Source organism: Bradyrhizobium liaoningense (genome assembly GCF_018130825.1).
Taxonomy (GTDB): domain Bacteria; phylum Pseudomonadota; class Alphaproteobacteria; order Rhizobiales; family Xanthobacteraceae; genus Bradyrhizobium; species Bradyrhizobium liaoningense_B.
In genome coordinates this window covers 567,920-580,902 of record NZ_JAFCJS010000006.1, presented here as the reverse complement: position 1 = coordinate 580,902, position 12,983 = coordinate 567,920, and the positions used below count along the sequence as shown (strand labels likewise).

The window sequence follows — 12,983 nt, the reverse complement described above, 5'->3', positions numbered from 1 at the left end:
ACCGTTTCAGCTCTTCGTGCTCGCCGTCTTGTCGAGCGCGGCCCGCAAACCATTGGCGAGCTTGATCGCGTCGTCGTTGGCCCAGAAGTGCATGAAGAAAAGGCGCGGCTGCTCATCCAGCATGTGGCTATGAAGAGCGGTCACGGCGATGCCGTGCGATCGCAACGCCTTGATCACCGGGTTCACCTCGTCGCCGGTCAGCACGAAGTCGCCGGTGATGGCCGCCTTGCCCGCGCCGGTCGGCTGGAAGTTGATGGCGGTCGCAACCCCCAGCGGTCCGACCGGGCTCAGCTGCATGCCCTGCTCGGTGACGGGATCGCGGCGGGGCACGTTGAACTGGTAGACGCCGCCATTGGCCTGTCCCTTGACGCCGATGATCTGGTCGAGCTGCGCGGTGTCGAGATCGACCGCGGGCGGCGGGGCCGCGGGAGCCGGCACTGAGAGCGGCGTCTTGCTTTCGGCGAGCGCCTCCTTGATGGCGGTCGCGATCCTGACGGGATCGCCGTGGCCGGCCACATGCATGTAGAACGTCGCCGGGCTCGCACCGAGCAGATGATTGTGCACGGCCGTGATCTCGAGCCCGCTCGCGATCATCTTCAGCATGACCGGGTTGATCTCGGACTCGAGCAGCACCAGATCGCCCATCGCCATGGCGCCGCCATGTGCGGGCTTGAACGCGACCCAGCCGCCGAGCGCCAGCGCCGGCTTGATGGTCACGCCATCAAGCGTGACCGTGAGATCGGTGCGCGGAAAGCCGTAGCGATGCACGTCGCCGGCAACAGTCGGCTTGCGGCCGAGCGTATCATCGACCTTCTGCCAGTCGACCTCCTGCGCGCGGGCGGTCGCGATGAAGCACGCGCCGATGGCCATCAGCGCCGAGATTATCTTGCGCATTGATCCGCTCCCTTGAGCTTGAATTCGGTTTCCGGAGCCGCCTCAGTTCCGCTCCTTGATCTGGCCGCTGCTGTCGACAACGAGCCGCACCGGCTTGCCGTTCTTGATCGCCATGGCGGTCGTTCCCTCTGCGGTCGACTTGATGTCGCTGACCTCGGTGTAGCCAGCCGCCTTGATCCTTGCGACGAGTTCCTCCTCAGTCAGCGCGCGTGCGGCCGACGCGCCGCCGATCAACGCCAGAATGAAGAAAGCCTGAAGGATTGTCCGTGTGCGCATGGTCGTTCTCCTGGTCGTGTCCCCGCCCCAGGTGAAGTCCGTTTCGCAAGGTGACGCGCGTCGACAGGACCGGCGCGTCGCGCCGGACCGGGGAGCCGAAACGATGTGTGGGATGACATCGGGTGGCTGATGACATGCAGCGTCCCTGGTGAAAATCAGGACGCGATTCTTGGGCATGTCGCCTCACGGGGAGATCGCACGTCCCCGACAGGCCGAGTAGAAGCCGGGGTGGCCGGGCTGTCAACTCGCCCGTCCCTGGGGGTTCTCACAAAGAATTTTACGCTTCGTTGGAACCATGCCGACAACTCTTGAAACCTGAAGACCATCTCACGTAATCTGGTCTGCACGGGGACAATGCAGACTCCCCTTGAGAACCCGGTCCAAGCTCTGCGCAGCACGCAACTACGTGGAGCTTGCGCATGGATACCGAACGTCACTCTTCTCCCCGCCAGACCGTAGCCATCCTCTCACGCGGCGACGCTGCCGTGCGCCGCGAGGCCACGGCGCAGAACAGCCGCTTCGTCCGCGTCTTCGAAGCGCTCGCCGCTGTGGGCATCGAAGCCTCGCCCGTGATCTACGACGAAAGCTTCGCAGGCGCGGTCCGCGATCAATTGCTCGCCGCCGACGGCGTGCTCGTCTGGGTCGATCCGATCCACCAGGGCAAGACGCGCGCCGAGCTCGACGCCCTGCTGCGCGACGTCGCAGCGCATGGGCCATGGGTGAGCGCGCATCCCGAAATCATCCTGAAGATGGGCGTCAAGGAGGTGCTCCACCGCACGCGTCATCTCGGCTGGGGCGCCGACACGCATCGCTATGACACCGCCGCAAGCTTCCGCAGCCAGTTTCCGGCCCGCCTTCGCGCGGATGGCCCGCGCGTGCTGAAGCAGAACCGCGGCAATGGCGGCCAGGGCGTCTGGAAGGTGGAAGCGCTGCCCGATACCGACGGCATGGTTCGCGTGCTGCACGCGCAGCGCGGCAGTATCCCTGAGGACATGCCGCTCGATGCCCTCCTCGCGCGCTGCGAGCCGTATTTCGGCTGGGGCGGCTGCATCATCGACCAGGCGTTTCAACCGCGCCTGCCCGACGGCATGATCCGCTGCTACATGAGCGGCGCCAGGGTTGCAGGCTTTGGACACCAGAAGATCAAGGCCCTGATCCCACCGCCACCGGAGGGACCGGACTCGCCCGAAGCGCAGCCGGGCCCGCGCATCATGCACGGCCCTGACGCACCGCAATTCCAGGCGCTGCGCAGAGCTATGGAGGACGAATGGACGCCGCAGATGATGGCGATACTCGGCATCGATGAGCCGTCATTGCCGGTCATCTGGGACGCGGACTTTTTGTATGGGCCGAAAGATGCGGCCGGCGCCGACACCTACGTGCTGTGCGAGATCAACGCGAGCTCGTGCTTTGCGATTCCCGAGGAGGCACCGGCGGCGATCGCGCGGACGGTGACGCAACGCATGCTGCGGACTACAGGCGTACATTCGGGCGCATAGCGGAGCAGCGGGCGAGCTTCCGCAGATCAGATCTTCGGGAGCTTCGCCCGCTCCACCACGCCGGTCCATTTGATGATCTCGGACTCGATCAGCGCCTTCATCTCGGCCGGCGAGCTGCCGCGGACCTCGCCGCCGACGGCCGTCTCCAGGCGCTGCTTGATCTCGGGGTCCCTGAGCACCTCGAGCGTCGCTGCATTGAGCGTCGCCATGATCGCGGGTGGCGTGCCCTTCGGAGCCAGCAGGCCCGCCCAGGTGCGCACATCGTAGCCCTTGATGCCGGCTTCCTGAACCGTGGGAACATCAGGCAGCAAGGCCGTGCGCGCCGGCGAGGTCACCGCGAGGCCGCGGATCGCGCCGCTCTGGATCTGCGGCGCGAGCAGGACGGGCGTGCCGACGATGATGGGCACTTCGCCGCCGAGCAGCGCGGTGATGGACTGCGAATCGCCGCGATACGGCACGTGCACGATCTCGACGCCGGCCGCCGCGTTCAACAGCTCTCCCGCAAGATGATGCGTGCTGCCAAAGCCGACCGATCCGAAGCTGAGCGCGCCCGGCTTCTCCTTGGCGATGGTGATGAGATCGCCGAGCGATTTTGCAGGATGATCGTTGCGCACGGCGATGACGAGCGCGTAGTAGACCAGCGTCGAGATCATGTCGAAACTCTCGACCGGCTGGTAGGCGAGGCTCTTGTAGGTCGCCGCGGAAATCGCATGCGCGCCGGTGACGAGCCCGAGCGTGTAGCCGTCGGGTGCGGCTTTCGCGATGGCGTCCGCGGCGATGTTGCCGCCCGCACCAGGCTTGGCCTCGACGATGATCGGCTGCCCGAGCTTCTTCGAGAGCCCGTCGGCGATGATGCGCGACAGCGTATCGGCCGCACCGCCCGCGGCAAATCCGTGCAGCAGCCGGATCGGGCGCGACGGATAAGTCTCGGCCGACACGGGGCCGGTTGCGATACAGATGCCCAGCAGAAAAATGGCCGCAGCAAGCCGCTTCATCCAGAGCATGGATGCTTCTCCCTTTGATTGTTATGTCTTTGGCCGCAGCGCGTGCGGCAATCTTCCGTTCGAACTCACATGCCCTAGCGCGCGAACTCCGTGCATTCCGGCGAAGGCGCCATGCCCCAGACGTCGCGCGGCAGGCCGACCCAGACCTTTGGCCGCTGCGGACGATCGCGGTGCCACGGGCGCGGCTCGAAATAGCCGAGCGCCTCGTCGGTCATGCGGTCGAGATCGCAGAACAGCTCGACCAGATGGCCGTCGGGATTGCGGTGATAGATCGCCGTGTTGTGGCCGGGGCCGTGACGAACCGGACCCCAGAGCACGGGCAGCTTGTGCCGCGCGAGGTGATCGCAGGCCCGGTGCATGTGCTCGGGCCCCCGCAGCTCGAAGGCGAAATGATGAAGACTGCGCTCGGGTGCACGGGCGAAGTTCAGCGTATGATGCTCGAACCCGCTGCGCATGAAGACGAAGCGATCCTCGATCCAGTCCGAGACCCGCAGGCCCATCACATTCGCATAGAAGTCCGAAGCGGCTTGCGGATCGGGCGTGCGCAGCGCGACATGGCCGAGCTTGGCGACCGCGAGGGCGCCGATCCGCTCCTGCGCCGGCGTCGGCGTCCAGCCCTGGATCAATTCGAAGCGCGTCCCTTCGGGATCGCTGAAGGACAGCAGCCGGGATACGCCAGGCAGAGAATCGCTGTGGAGCTCGGGCCGTAAGTCAGCCTGCTTCAGCGCGGCGCCCAGCGCCTCGATCTGGACATCTGGTGATATCTCGAACGCGATGCTCTTCAGCGCGGCGCCGCCGGGCTCGATCACCAGCGAGAGCTGTTCGGAATCATTGGCGAGGAACAGGCGCCCTCCGTCGCGAGCGACGAGACCGAGACCGATCACGCCGCGGTAGTAGTCGAGCAGCCGCTCCGGATCTGGCGAGGTAAAGGTCGCGTGCCGCAACCGGGTGAAGCGTGCAATGGGTGCTTGTGTCATCGTCCACCCCCTCATGGCGTCATGATGATCTTGCCGAGCGCGGAGCCCTGCTCCAGCAGCGTATGCGCCTTCCTGACCTCGTCGAGCCTCAAGACCGCCGAGATCGCCGGCTTGATCGCATCGCGGCTCAGGGCCTCGATCACGCTGCGCATCAGGGCGCGGCGGCCGTCGCGATCGTGGTCGTAGATGTGGAAGGAGAAGCAGCGCACGGCCGGGCAGATGTCGAGATGGTTGCGCATCGCCGCCATCAGATTCTCTTCCGGCAATCCGGCGAAGGCGTTGTACGACAGGAGCGTGCCCCATTTGCCGAGCGCGCCGAGATAGGCGGTGAACTCGGGCCCGCAGACATGATCGAGCACGAGGCCGACGCCCTCGCCCTTCGTCAGCTCGCGCGTGCGCGCCACGACGTCCTCGCTGCGGTAGAAGATGGTGTGATCGGCGCCGTTGGCCTTCGCGAACGCGGCCTTCTCCTCGGTCGAGACCGTGCCGATGACAGTCATCCCGGCGAGCTTTGCCAGCTGCACCAGCGCGGTGCCGACGCCGCCGGCAGCCCCAATCACCAGCACGCTTGTGGGCGCGCGCGGATGGCGGCACTCGTGCAGCAGCGCGTAGGCGACCTGGTAGTTCGACAGGCACACGGCGGCTTGCAGATCGACATGGTCGGGCAGCGCGTGAACGGCATCCGCGGGCGCGAGCACATAATCGGCGTAGCAGCCGCCGCGCTGGGACAGATCGCGCGCGCTCAGCAGCACCTTCTGGCCGACGGCAAAACCCTCGACATCAGGCCCGAGCGCGGAAATGCGACCGGCGACGTCGTTGCCGGGATTGGCCGGCAGCGGCGGCATCCATTTGTAGACGCCGCGCCGGATCAGCGCGTCGGGCTGCCCAACCCCGAACGCCTCGGCCCGGATCTGCACCTGGCCTGCGCCCGGCACGGGCACCGGAAACTCGACCACCTCGAGTGCATCCGGCCCACCCGGCTGACGCACCAGCACTGCCCTCATGTCTTCACGCTCCCCAGACCTCTTCAAAACCGTATTTTCGAAAATCATACCGTTTACGAAAATTATTGCAAGATGGTCGTTGCCGCGGCATGTTGAGGCATCGATTCATTGGCTGAGCCATGTCCGAAAGCGCCATTCGTCCCCGCAAGGAATTCGGCAAGACCATCGCCGCCGACATCACGCATCGGCTGCGCGAGGAGATCATCGCCTGCGGCCTTGCGCCGGGCGAGCCGCTGCGCTTCGACGTGCTGCGCGAACGCTTTGGCGCGAGCTTCACCACGCTGCGGGAGGCGCTGACGGCGCTTGCCGCGGAGGGCCTCGTCGACGCCCAGGAGCAGCGCGGGTTTCGCGTGGCGCCGGTCAGCCGCCAGGATCTGGTCGAGGTCACCGATGCGCGGGTTCTGATCGAGGTGGAATTGATCCGCCGCTCGATCGAACGGGGTGATGACGACTGGGAAATCGCCGTGATCTCGACGCTGCACCGCCTGAAGCGGATCGAGCACCGCGATCCCGAGCATCCCCTGCGCGACCCTGAATGGAAGATCGCCCATCGCCAGTTCCACCAGGCGCTGGTGTCCGCCTGCGGCTCGGCGACGCTGCTGGCCATTCGCGCCGAGCTGTTCGACCGTGCCGAGCGCTACCGGCACCTCTCCGCCAATTTCCGCCCGCGCCCGCGCGACAAGGCCGGCGAGCACCAAGCGATCATGCAGGCCGCGATCTCGCGTAATGCCGATCTCGCCGTGCAGCTGATCGAGACGCATATCCGCTCGACCTCCGACAACGTGGCGACATACGCGGGCCATCTGCTGGACGCCGAATAGGCGCCGGCAAATTCACGCACGGTGGACTTGCGCGCGGCTCAATTTTCGAAAATAATACAAAAGATCGAAAATCGAAACCCTTGGGGCGAAACCATGAAGCTGCTGTCGTTCTTGGACGGAAATCGGGAAAGCTGGGGCGCCGTTGTCGAAAACGGCGTGGTGGATCTCGGCCGCGCCCTGCCCCAGTACCCGACGCTGGCGGACTTCCTCGGCAGCGACGACTACGCGCGCCGCGCGACCATCGTCGCCGCGCACAAGCCGACCCTCGCGCTCGGCGATATCAAATACCTGCCGGTGATCCCGCGCCCGGAGAAGATCGTCTGCGCCGTGCGCAACTATCTCGACCACCACAACGAGGCGGTGGCGTTCGGCATGAAGCGCGAGATCACCGAGTTTCCGCCGATCTTCCTGCGGGTCTGGCGCTCCCAGGTCGCGCACAACGCACCGGTGATCCGGCCGAAGGTCTCGGACAATTTCGACTGGGAAGGCGAGCTCGCCGTCGTCATCGGCAAGGGTGGCCGCCACATCAGCCAGGCCGATGCCTGGAATCACGTCGCGGGCTACTCGATCTACAACGACGTCAGCGTGCGCGACTGGCAGCGCCACGCCCAGCAGATCGCTTCGGGCAAGAACTTCGTCGGCACCGGCCCGTTCGGACCGTGGCTGGTCACGCCGGACGAGATCGGCGACCCCGCCAAGCTGAAGCTGGAGACGCGCGTCAACGGCGCGACCGTGCAATCCTCCGACACCTCGATGCTGATCTTCTCGATCCCGCGGCTGATCGAATATTGCTCGACCATCTTCGACCTCGTGCCCGGCGACGTCATCGCCACCGGCACGCCGGCCGGCGTCGGCTTCACCCGCAAGCCGCCGATCTTCCTTAAAGCAGGCGACGTGGTCGAGGTCGAGATCGAGAACATCGGCGTGCTCAGCAATCCCGTCGTGGACGAGGCGTAAGACCCCGCATGTCCCACGACATTCGCAAGACCGCGCTCAGCGTCGAGACCGTCTGGCATGAGCGCGGACCCCGGCTGGAGAAGCCGCTGCTGGTCGGAACGGCCATCGCGGTGATCCGCAATCCCTTCGCCGGCCGCTATGAGCCCGACCTGATGCCGTTCCAGGCCTCCTTGCGTGAGCTCGGACGCGAGCTCGCGACCGGGCTGATTGCGCAGCTCGGCGGCGCGGCGCGGATCGAAGCCTATGGCAAGGGCATCATCGTCGGCGAGGACGGCGAGCTCGAGCACGGCGCCGTCTGGCACGAGGCCGGCGGCCACGGCATGCGCGAGGTGCTCGGCCAACCCAAGGCGATCGTGCCTGCCGCGAAGACGATCGGCGGGCCCGGCACGCGGCTGATGGTGCCGCTCGGTCACATCCACGCCGCCTATGTCCGCAGCCATTTCGGCACCGCGGAGATGACGCTGTGGGACGCGCCACGGCGTGACGAGATCGCCTTCGGCCTCGTGATGGCGACCGGCGGCCGGCCGCATGCGCGCATCGGGGGACTCAAGGCGTCGGAGATCTCCGTGCACGACGGACAGCGGTGACGCGCCGCACGCGCTCAATGCGCGCCGCAGCGGCAGCGCTCGTAATCGGCGGGATCGTGGCTGTTGACGATCCTCACGCGGTCGCCGTGGTCGCGCTTCAGCGCGCGCAGCCGCGCCTGGTTGGCGATCCGCTTGTTCCGGTCCATGTCGCCGCGGCGCTGGAAATAGCCAAGCATCAACGGCACGCGCGGCGATGCGTCGAGCTGGGCGTGATGGAAGTAGCTGTCGCCGGCGTGCAGCAGCCATGTGTCTCCCGAGCGCACCGCGATGCCGCAATGACCGAGCGTGTGGCCGGCGAGCGGGATCATGACGATGTCGGCCTCCTTGTCGCCGAGCGCGCGCACGCCCCTGAAGCCGAACCAGTCCTCGCCGGCCTCGTCATAGAAGGCCCAGCGCGGCCCATGGCTCCACTGCCCGGTGACGTAGCGCCCCTCGGGCGGCGCGGGCTTGCGCAGCACCGCCATGTCGTATTCGGCACGGTGGACGTGGATCGTGGCATCGGGAAAGTCGGGCACGCCGCCGGCGTGATCGCGGTCGAGATGCGTCAGCAGCACGTGGCGCACGTCCTTGGGTGAATAGCCGAGCGCCTTGACCTGCTGCACCGCCGTCTCCGCGGGATCGAGCGTTGGCGCGGTCTGCCGCAGCCATCGCCGTCCCAGCCGACCGGGTGTTGCGATATCGCCGAGCCCGATGCCGGTGTCGACGAGCGCGAGGCCGTCATTGGTCTCGACCAGCAGGCAATGGCAGACCAGGCGGGCGCGCTGGAACAGGCTGCCGGTGCCGTTCACCAGGCGGCGGCCGACCGGGCACATCGTGCCGGTGTTGAGATGATGGATTTTCATGGATGACCCTCGCCTGTTGTGACAGGCGCGTTCTTGCCACCGCGTGGTCCATAGGTAAAATACCGAATATTGATACTATCTCTAGGCTTACCCTATGGACATCCGCGAGCTTCGCTATTTCGCCGCCGTCTACCGCGAGCGCAATCTGACCGCCGCGGCGCGCGCCTGCTTCGTGTCGCAGCCGTCGATCTCGACCGCGATCACCCATCTGGAGGCCGAGCTCGGCACCACCCTGTTCATCCGGCACAAGAAGGGCGTCGCGCCCACCGCCTCGGCGGAGCAGTTTCACACCCTCGCTCGCCGCATCATCGACGAGGCCGACGCCGCGCGCAGCCTGTTCAGGAAGCCGGCGACAAAAACTACGGTGACGCTGGGCCTGATGCGCACGCTCGACGTGCCCCGGACCATCGCGCTCCTGAAGCCGCTAACGGCGCGCAGCGACATCGCGCTCCGCCTCGTCGGCAGCGACGAGCGCGCCGATGCGCGGATCGTCGCCAAGACCATGCTGCGCGCCGACGAGCATTTCGTTGCGCTGTGGAGCGAGCGCTATGTCGCCGCGCTGCCGCCGTCGCATCCGCTGACGCTGAAGGAGAAGCTCCGCGCCGCCGATCTCGCCGAGGTCCCGCTGATCGACCGCTGCCATTGCGAACAGAGCGCATTCTTCGGCCGCAATGCGCAGCGGCGCCAGACCGCGGCGATCGCGCAATCGGAGGACTGGGCGATGGCGCTGGTCGCCGCCGGCGTCGGCATCGCCATCGTCCCGGAAGGCGTGGCACGCGGCAATCCTGACGTCGCGGTGCGCGAGATCGAGGTCAAGGTCAGTCGCGAGGTAGGCCTCGCCTATCGCGCATCGGCGCCCCTCGCGGATGCGCTGAAGGATTTTGTCGCAAAGCTTCAGAAGCAGCGAAAAGTCGATCGGACTCCCGGCCGGCGCGCTGCGCGTAAAGCGCCTAGCCCTTCACCACGACCGCGCGCCCGTAGGGCGGCTGGCTCATGACCGGCGGATTGGCGGTCTGGGCGGCGAGCTCGCCGATCAGGCGGTCGGCGTCGGCGGCCATGCCGTCGGGCGCCTGGATCACCAGGCGCTCCAGGGCCCAGCGGTAGGACGAGACGCGCTGCTCCAGGCACTGCTGCACCCACTGCACGATCAGCGAGTTCTCCTGCATGCGCGCGACCGCATCGTCCCTCTCCCTCGGCGAGAGCGCGGAGACGCGCGCCATGGTGGCATCGCGCTTCCTGTCGAGGTCGATGACGCGGATCGCGGAGGCGAAGAACGGCTCAAAGCGGGTGATGTCGTTGCGGACGTCCTCGATCAGCTGCGCATAGCGCGAGGAATGCGAGCGGTGCGGCTCGTCGATCAGCGTGCGGCCGTACATGGTGCGGTCGAACACGATCTTCTGCTGCCAGGGCGATGGCAGCGGCTTGTAGTCGCCGAACACGCTCTTCCAGGCCGGGCGCGACAGCGGCGGCTCGATCATGGGATAGGCGAGGTCGCGAAGCTGGCGTTCCTCGTCGGTGAGCTGGAATTGCGAAGGCCTCAGGCCGACGCTGCCGGTCGCCTCGGCGCCGAGCCAGCGATGCATGTCGTCGCTGCGCATGTCAGCGCGGGTGCGGCCGAAATCGCCGCCGCTGCAGGCGCCCAGCATCGCAGCCAGTAGCGCGAGCAGGACGGCCGATACGAAAGGCCGGATATGGCGGATGGGGTCCGGCATTGCAAAGAGCCGGACGTCAGCGACGGCGACGACGGCGCCCCGGCGCTGTGCCCTGTTCCGGCCCGCGATCGCCACTGGTTTCGTCGCTCTGGCGCTCGATGCGGATCACCGGGAGGATCAGAATCGTCCCCATCTCCGCATGCGGTGTGACGTCCCCCGACGAGCCTACCCGGCGACCGGCCGGAAATTCGATGATGGTCCCCATGTCAGCTCTCTCAATTGCCGCGCGATCAAATACGCCCCTGCAACATGGCGATCATTAAGATCAGTTCATGGTTAACGGGGTGTAAACATGCCCTTCGGACCGTAACCGCACGGACCGCGCCGCGCCGTCCCGTTGCGGCACGAGAAGGCCCTAAATTTAAGGGTCTGCTTCACCCCTCGTTTTCCTTAACGAGCCTTTAAAGGAACCTGCGCTAGGCTCCCCTCCGCAGGTATCTTTTCCGAGTTGCGTACGCCTCCATGACCAAGTCGCTGTTTCCCGGATTCGACGGGCTGATGAGCCTCTCCCGTCGCGAAGGCGTCGATGTTCGGCCGACGCTGCTGCGCGTGCTGACTGACCTCTATGTCCAGACGCGCGTCCACAGCGATGACGAGCAACGTCAGTTCATCGAGCTTTCGACGCGGCTGATCGACCAGGTCGACGATGCGACGCGCGCCGCCATCAAGGCGAAGCTCGCGGTCTATCCGCAGACGCCGGTCCCGGTGCTGCAGAAGCTCGGGCTGGTCGCGGCCCAGGAAGGCCGCAGGGTTCCGCTGGCGCGCGAAATCCCCGCGCCCGCGCCGGCCCCCTCCCCGGCCCGCGCTCCGACCGAGGCCGAGCAGCGCATGGCCGCGAACTTGGCGATGCAGCCGAAGGACGCCGCCGAGATCCACGACATGTTCTTCCGCGCCGGCGCGCCCGAGCGCGCGCTGATCCTGCACAATCTGGCACAGACGCCGCTGAAGGCCGCGCCGCGGATTCCGACCGTACGCGCCAAGCGCGCGATCCATATCCTGGAGATGGCGGCGATCGCCAATGATGTCGAGAACTTCACCCTCGAGCTCGGCGACAGCCTGATCCTTCCCTCGCGCGTCGCAGCCCAGATCGTCGACGATCCCGGTGGCGAAGCGCTCGCGGTCGCCGCGCGCGCGCTCGACATGCCGAGCCCGAACTTCCAGCGTATCCTGCTGTTCTTCAAGCCGGAGATCGGCAATTCCGTGAACGAGGTGTACCGGCTGTCGCGGCTCTACGACCGCCTCGACGACCGCTCGGCGCTGGTGATGCTGGCGGCCTGGCGCGGCTCGACGCTCGCGGTCACGCGGGCGAAGTACCAGTCGACGCTGCATGACGGCGAACGCCAGCGCGCCCGCGCGGGCGCAAGCCAGACGCGACCGGGCGTGCAGCCCGGCTCCGCGCCTGCGGTGCGGACCGGCACCGGCGGGTCGTCCGATCACTAGAGCGCCGGCTCGATCCAACTCGACACGGACCACGAGCTGGTCCAAAAGGCGGAGCGTCGTCGTCCGCAAACGCGGCTGTGCGTCGACCGACCAGACGGATCAATAAACCATGGGCCAGATTGCTCCGACGGCTTTCAGGGAGATCACTGAAGCCGATTTCGACGACGTCGCCGATGCGATGATCGAAATGCAGGCCCACTATCGCGCCCGCTGTCCCGCGAGGGACTTGATCATCGACGGGCTGAGGTCGAGGCCGACAGGATCGCGTATCCTGCTGGCCTGCGAGAACGACGGGGTCGCCGGCTTTGCGTGCTTCAGTGCGATCTATCCCGGCCCCGGTTTGACGTCGGGCTTCTTCCTGAAGGAGCTCTACGTGCGTCACGATCGACGTAGCAGCGGACTGGGGCGGAGGCTCATGGCGCGCCTTGCGGCGATCGCCCGGCAAGAAGGGCACGACCGCATCGATTGGACTGTCGATGCGGTCGATCTGCGGCTTCAGCAGTTCTATGAAATGCTCGGAGGACAGGCGCTGCCGGAAAAGCGGTTCTTTCGCATCGCCGGCACAAAGCTGACGGAGCTCGCCGAAAGGTAATTGGCCGTCGCGCTCGTCAGGTCTTCGCCAGTTCGAGAAAATGCCGCCCGGCGCGATCCTCGGTCTCGACGATCCATGCATCCGGATCGAAGCGGAGCTCCTTGGTCAGCCGTTCCTCGATCGTGTGCTCCGGCAACGGCTGCGGTGCCACCGGCACGAAGAAACGATCGACCGGCCGGCCGTCGTCATAGACGGTCTGCGGCGCCGGCACGTAGAGCATCGCATGGCCGTCGAGCAGCGACACTTTCACGAACACCGCACCCGCCTCCTCGGCGCCGCGACGGCGCACCGCGCCGAACACGCCCTCGGTCTGACAGCGGCGCAAATAGGCCGCGACCCATATGTTGGATTTCAAACGCATGGAAAGGACGATAGGCC

16 protein-coding genes are annotated in these 12,983 nt (G+C 66.5%); 7 read left to right on the top strand and 9 right to left on the bottom strand.

Annotation, left to right across the window (positions count from 1 at the left end):
* Positions 1-6: 6 nt before the first annotated feature.
* Entirely contained in the window at positions 7-894 is an 888-nt protein-coding gene (locus tag JQ603_RS27485) for a DUF1259 domain-containing protein (protein ID WP_212343836.1), read from the bottom strand.
* Between the two features lie 42 nt (positions 895-936).
* Positions 937-1,170, bottom strand: a complete 234-nt coding sequence (locus tag JQ603_RS27480) for a hypothetical protein (RefSeq protein WP_212343834.1) — start codon at positions 1,168-1,170, stop codon at positions 937-939.
* A 419-nt stretch (positions 1,171-1,589) separates the two neighbouring features.
* Here JQ603_RS27480 and JQ603_RS27475 point away from each other — a divergent pair, with 419 nt between their 5' ends.
* Positions 1,590-2,669: a Cj0069 family protein gene (locus tag JQ603_RS27475; protein ID WP_212343832.1), complete on the top strand. Its 1,080-nt coding sequence runs from the start codon at positions 1,590-1,592 to the stop codon at positions 2,667-2,669.
* A 26-nt stretch (positions 2,670-2,695) separates the two neighbouring features.
* Here the strand turns inward: JQ603_RS27475 and JQ603_RS27470 are convergent, their stop codons facing one another.
* The 3 genes from JQ603_RS27470 to JQ603_RS27460 all read right to left on the bottom strand — a co-directional run bounded on the left by JQ603_RS27470 (position 2,696) and on the right by JQ603_RS27460 (position 5,654).
* Entirely contained in the window at positions 2,696-3,673 is a 978-nt protein-coding gene (locus tag JQ603_RS27470; protein WP_212343830.1) for a tripartite tricarboxylate transporter substrate binding protein, read from the bottom strand.
* 74 nt (positions 3,674-3,747) lie between these two features.
* Complete coding sequence (locus JQ603_RS27465) at positions 3,748-4,650, bottom strand: VOC family protein (RefSeq protein ID WP_212343828.1); 903 nt, start codon at positions 4,648-4,650, stop codon at positions 3,748-3,750.
* Between the two features lie 11 nt (positions 4,651-4,661).
* A complete protein-coding gene (locus JQ603_RS27460) occupies positions 4,662-5,654 on the bottom strand; it encodes a zinc-dependent alcohol dehydrogenase family protein (RefSeq protein WP_212343826.1) in 993 nt (330 codons plus the stop codon).
* A gap of 119 nt (positions 5,655-5,773) precedes the next feature.
* Here JQ603_RS27460 and JQ603_RS27455 point away from each other — a divergent pair, with 119 nt between their 5' ends.
* The 3 genes from JQ603_RS27455 to JQ603_RS27445 all read left to right on the top strand — a co-directional run bounded on the left by JQ603_RS27455 (position 5,774) and on the right by JQ603_RS27445 (position 8,019).
* Positions 5,774-6,475 carry an FCD domain-containing protein gene (locus JQ603_RS27455; protein ID WP_212343824.1) on the top strand — a complete coding sequence of 234 codons (702 nt, stop codon included), beginning with the start codon at positions 5,774-5,776 and terminating at the stop codon, positions 6,473-6,475.
* Between the two features lie 93 nt (positions 6,476-6,568).
* The gene (locus JQ603_RS27450) at positions 6,569-7,432 is read left to right on the top strand and encodes a fumarylacetoacetate hydrolase family protein (protein ID WP_212343822.1); all 864 of its coding nucleotides are present in this window, start codon (positions 6,569-6,571) and stop codon (positions 7,430-7,432) included.
* An 8-nt stretch (positions 7,433-7,440) separates the two neighbouring features.
* Positions 7,441-8,019, top strand: a complete 579-nt coding sequence (locus tag JQ603_RS27445; RefSeq protein ID WP_212343821.1) for an amino acid synthesis family protein — start codon at positions 7,441-7,443, stop codon at positions 8,017-8,019.
* 14 nt (positions 8,020-8,033) lie between these two features.
* Here the strand turns inward: JQ603_RS27445 and JQ603_RS27440 are convergent, their stop codons facing one another.
* Positions 8,034-8,861, bottom strand: a complete 828-nt coding sequence (locus tag JQ603_RS27440) for an MBL fold metallo-hydrolase (protein ID WP_212343820.1) — start codon at positions 8,859-8,861, stop codon at positions 8,034-8,036.
* A 94-nt stretch (positions 8,862-8,955) separates the two neighbouring features.
* On the opposite strand from JQ603_RS27440, the gene JQ603_RS27435 reads away from it, so the two are divergent.
* Positions 8,956-9,858 (top strand): LysR family transcriptional regulator, encoded by a 903-nt coding sequence (locus JQ603_RS27435; protein ID WP_212343819.1) that lies wholly within the window; start codon positions 8,956-8,958, stop codon positions 9,856-9,858.
* On the opposite strand, the gene JQ603_RS27430 is transcribed toward JQ603_RS27435, so the two are convergent.
* Positions 9,812-10,573 carry a hypothetical protein gene (locus tag JQ603_RS27430; protein WP_212343818.1) on the bottom strand — a complete coding sequence of 254 codons (762 nt, stop codon included), beginning with the start codon at positions 10,571-10,573 and terminating at the stop codon, positions 9,812-9,814. The two genes, JQ603_RS27435 and JQ603_RS27430, sit on opposite strands and share 47 nt — an antisense overlap.
* 16 nt (positions 10,574-10,589) lie before the next feature.
* A complete protein-coding gene (locus JQ603_RS27425; RefSeq protein WP_212343817.1) occupies positions 10,590-10,778 on the bottom strand; it encodes a hypothetical protein in 189 nt (62 codons plus the stop codon).
* 257 nt (positions 10,779-11,035) lie between these two features.
* Between JQ603_RS27425 and JQ603_RS27420 the strand changes: the two genes are divergently transcribed.
* Positions 11,036-12,013: a DUF2336 domain-containing protein gene (locus JQ603_RS27420; RefSeq protein ID WP_212343815.1), complete on the top strand. Its 978-nt coding sequence runs from the start codon at positions 11,036-11,038 to the stop codon at positions 12,011-12,013.
* A gap of 109 nt (positions 12,014-12,122) precedes the next feature.
* Positions 12,123-12,605 carry a GNAT family N-acetyltransferase gene (locus JQ603_RS27415; RefSeq protein WP_245003862.1) on the top strand — a complete coding sequence of 161 codons (483 nt, stop codon included), beginning with the start codon at positions 12,123-12,125 and terminating at the stop codon, positions 12,603-12,605.
* Between the two features lie 16 nt (positions 12,606-12,621).
* Here JQ603_RS27415 and JQ603_RS27410 read toward each other — a convergent pair whose 3' ends face one another.
* Positions 12,622-12,966, bottom strand: coding sequence for a DUF1491 family protein (locus JQ603_RS27410; RefSeq protein WP_212343814.1), 345 nt, complete (start codon positions 12,964-12,966; stop codon positions 12,622-12,624).
* Positions 12,967-12,983 lie beyond the last annotated feature (17 nt).

What these genes read in the sequence shown, in the direction of transcription:
- JQ603_RS27485 (WP_212343836.1), bottom strand. Translation starts at nt 894, where the DNA reads ATGCGCAAGATAATCTCGGCGCTGATGGCCATCGGCGCGTGCTTCATC.
- JQ603_RS27480 (WP_212343834.1), bottom strand. Translation starts at nt 1,170, where the DNA reads ATGCGCACACGGACAATCCTTCAGGCTTTCTTCATTCTGGCGTTGATC.
- JQ603_RS27475 (WP_212343832.1), top strand. Translation starts at nt 1,590, where the DNA reads ATGGATACCGAACGTCACTCTTCTCCCCGCCAGACCGTAGCCATCCTC.
- JQ603_RS27470 (WP_212343830.1), bottom strand. Translation starts at nt 3,673, where the DNA reads ATGCTCTGGATGAAGCGGCTTGCTGCGGCCATTTTTCTGCTGGGCATC.
- JQ603_RS27465 (WP_212343828.1), bottom strand. Translation starts at nt 4,650, where the DNA reads ATGACACAAGCACCCATTGCACGCTTCACCCGGTTGCGGCACGCGACC.
- JQ603_RS27460 (WP_212343826.1), bottom strand. Translation starts at nt 5,654, where the DNA reads ATGAGGGCAGTGCTGGTGCGTCAGCCGGGTGGGCCGGATGCACTCGAG.
- JQ603_RS27455 (WP_212343824.1), top strand. Translation starts at nt 5,774, where the DNA reads ATGTCCGAAAGCGCCATTCGTCCCCGCAAGGAATTCGGCAAGACCATC.
- JQ603_RS27450 (WP_212343822.1), top strand. Translation starts at nt 6,569, where the DNA reads ATGAAGCTGCTGTCGTTCTTGGACGGAAATCGGGAAAGCTGGGGCGCC.
- JQ603_RS27445 (WP_212343821.1), top strand. Translation starts at nt 7,441, where the DNA reads ATGTCCCACGACATTCGCAAGACCGCGCTCAGCGTCGAGACCGTCTGG.
- JQ603_RS27440 (WP_212343820.1), bottom strand. Translation starts at nt 8,861, where the DNA reads ATGAAAATCCATCATCTCAACACCGGCACGATGTGCCCGGTCGGCCGC.
- JQ603_RS27435 (WP_212343819.1), top strand. Translation starts at nt 8,956, where the DNA reads ATGGACATCCGCGAGCTTCGCTATTTCGCCGCCGTCTACCGCGAGCGC.
- JQ603_RS27430 (WP_212343818.1), bottom strand. Translation starts at nt 10,573, where the DNA reads ATGCCGGACCCCATCCGCCATATCCGGCCTTTCGTATCGGCCGTCCTG.
- JQ603_RS27425 (WP_212343817.1), bottom strand. Translation starts at nt 10,778, where the DNA reads ATGGGGACCATCATCGAATTTCCGGCCGGTCGCCGGGTAGGCTCGTCG.
- JQ603_RS27420 (WP_212343815.1), top strand. Translation starts at nt 11,036, where the DNA reads ATGACCAAGTCGCTGTTTCCCGGATTCGACGGGCTGATGAGCCTCTCC.
- JQ603_RS27415 (WP_245003862.1), top strand. Translation starts at nt 12,123, where the DNA reads ATGGGCCAGATTGCTCCGACGGCTTTCAGGGAGATCACTGAAGCCGAT.
- JQ603_RS27410 (WP_212343814.1), bottom strand. Translation starts at nt 12,966, where the DNA reads ATGCGTTTGAAATCCAACATATGGGTCGCGGCCTATTTGCGCCGCTGT.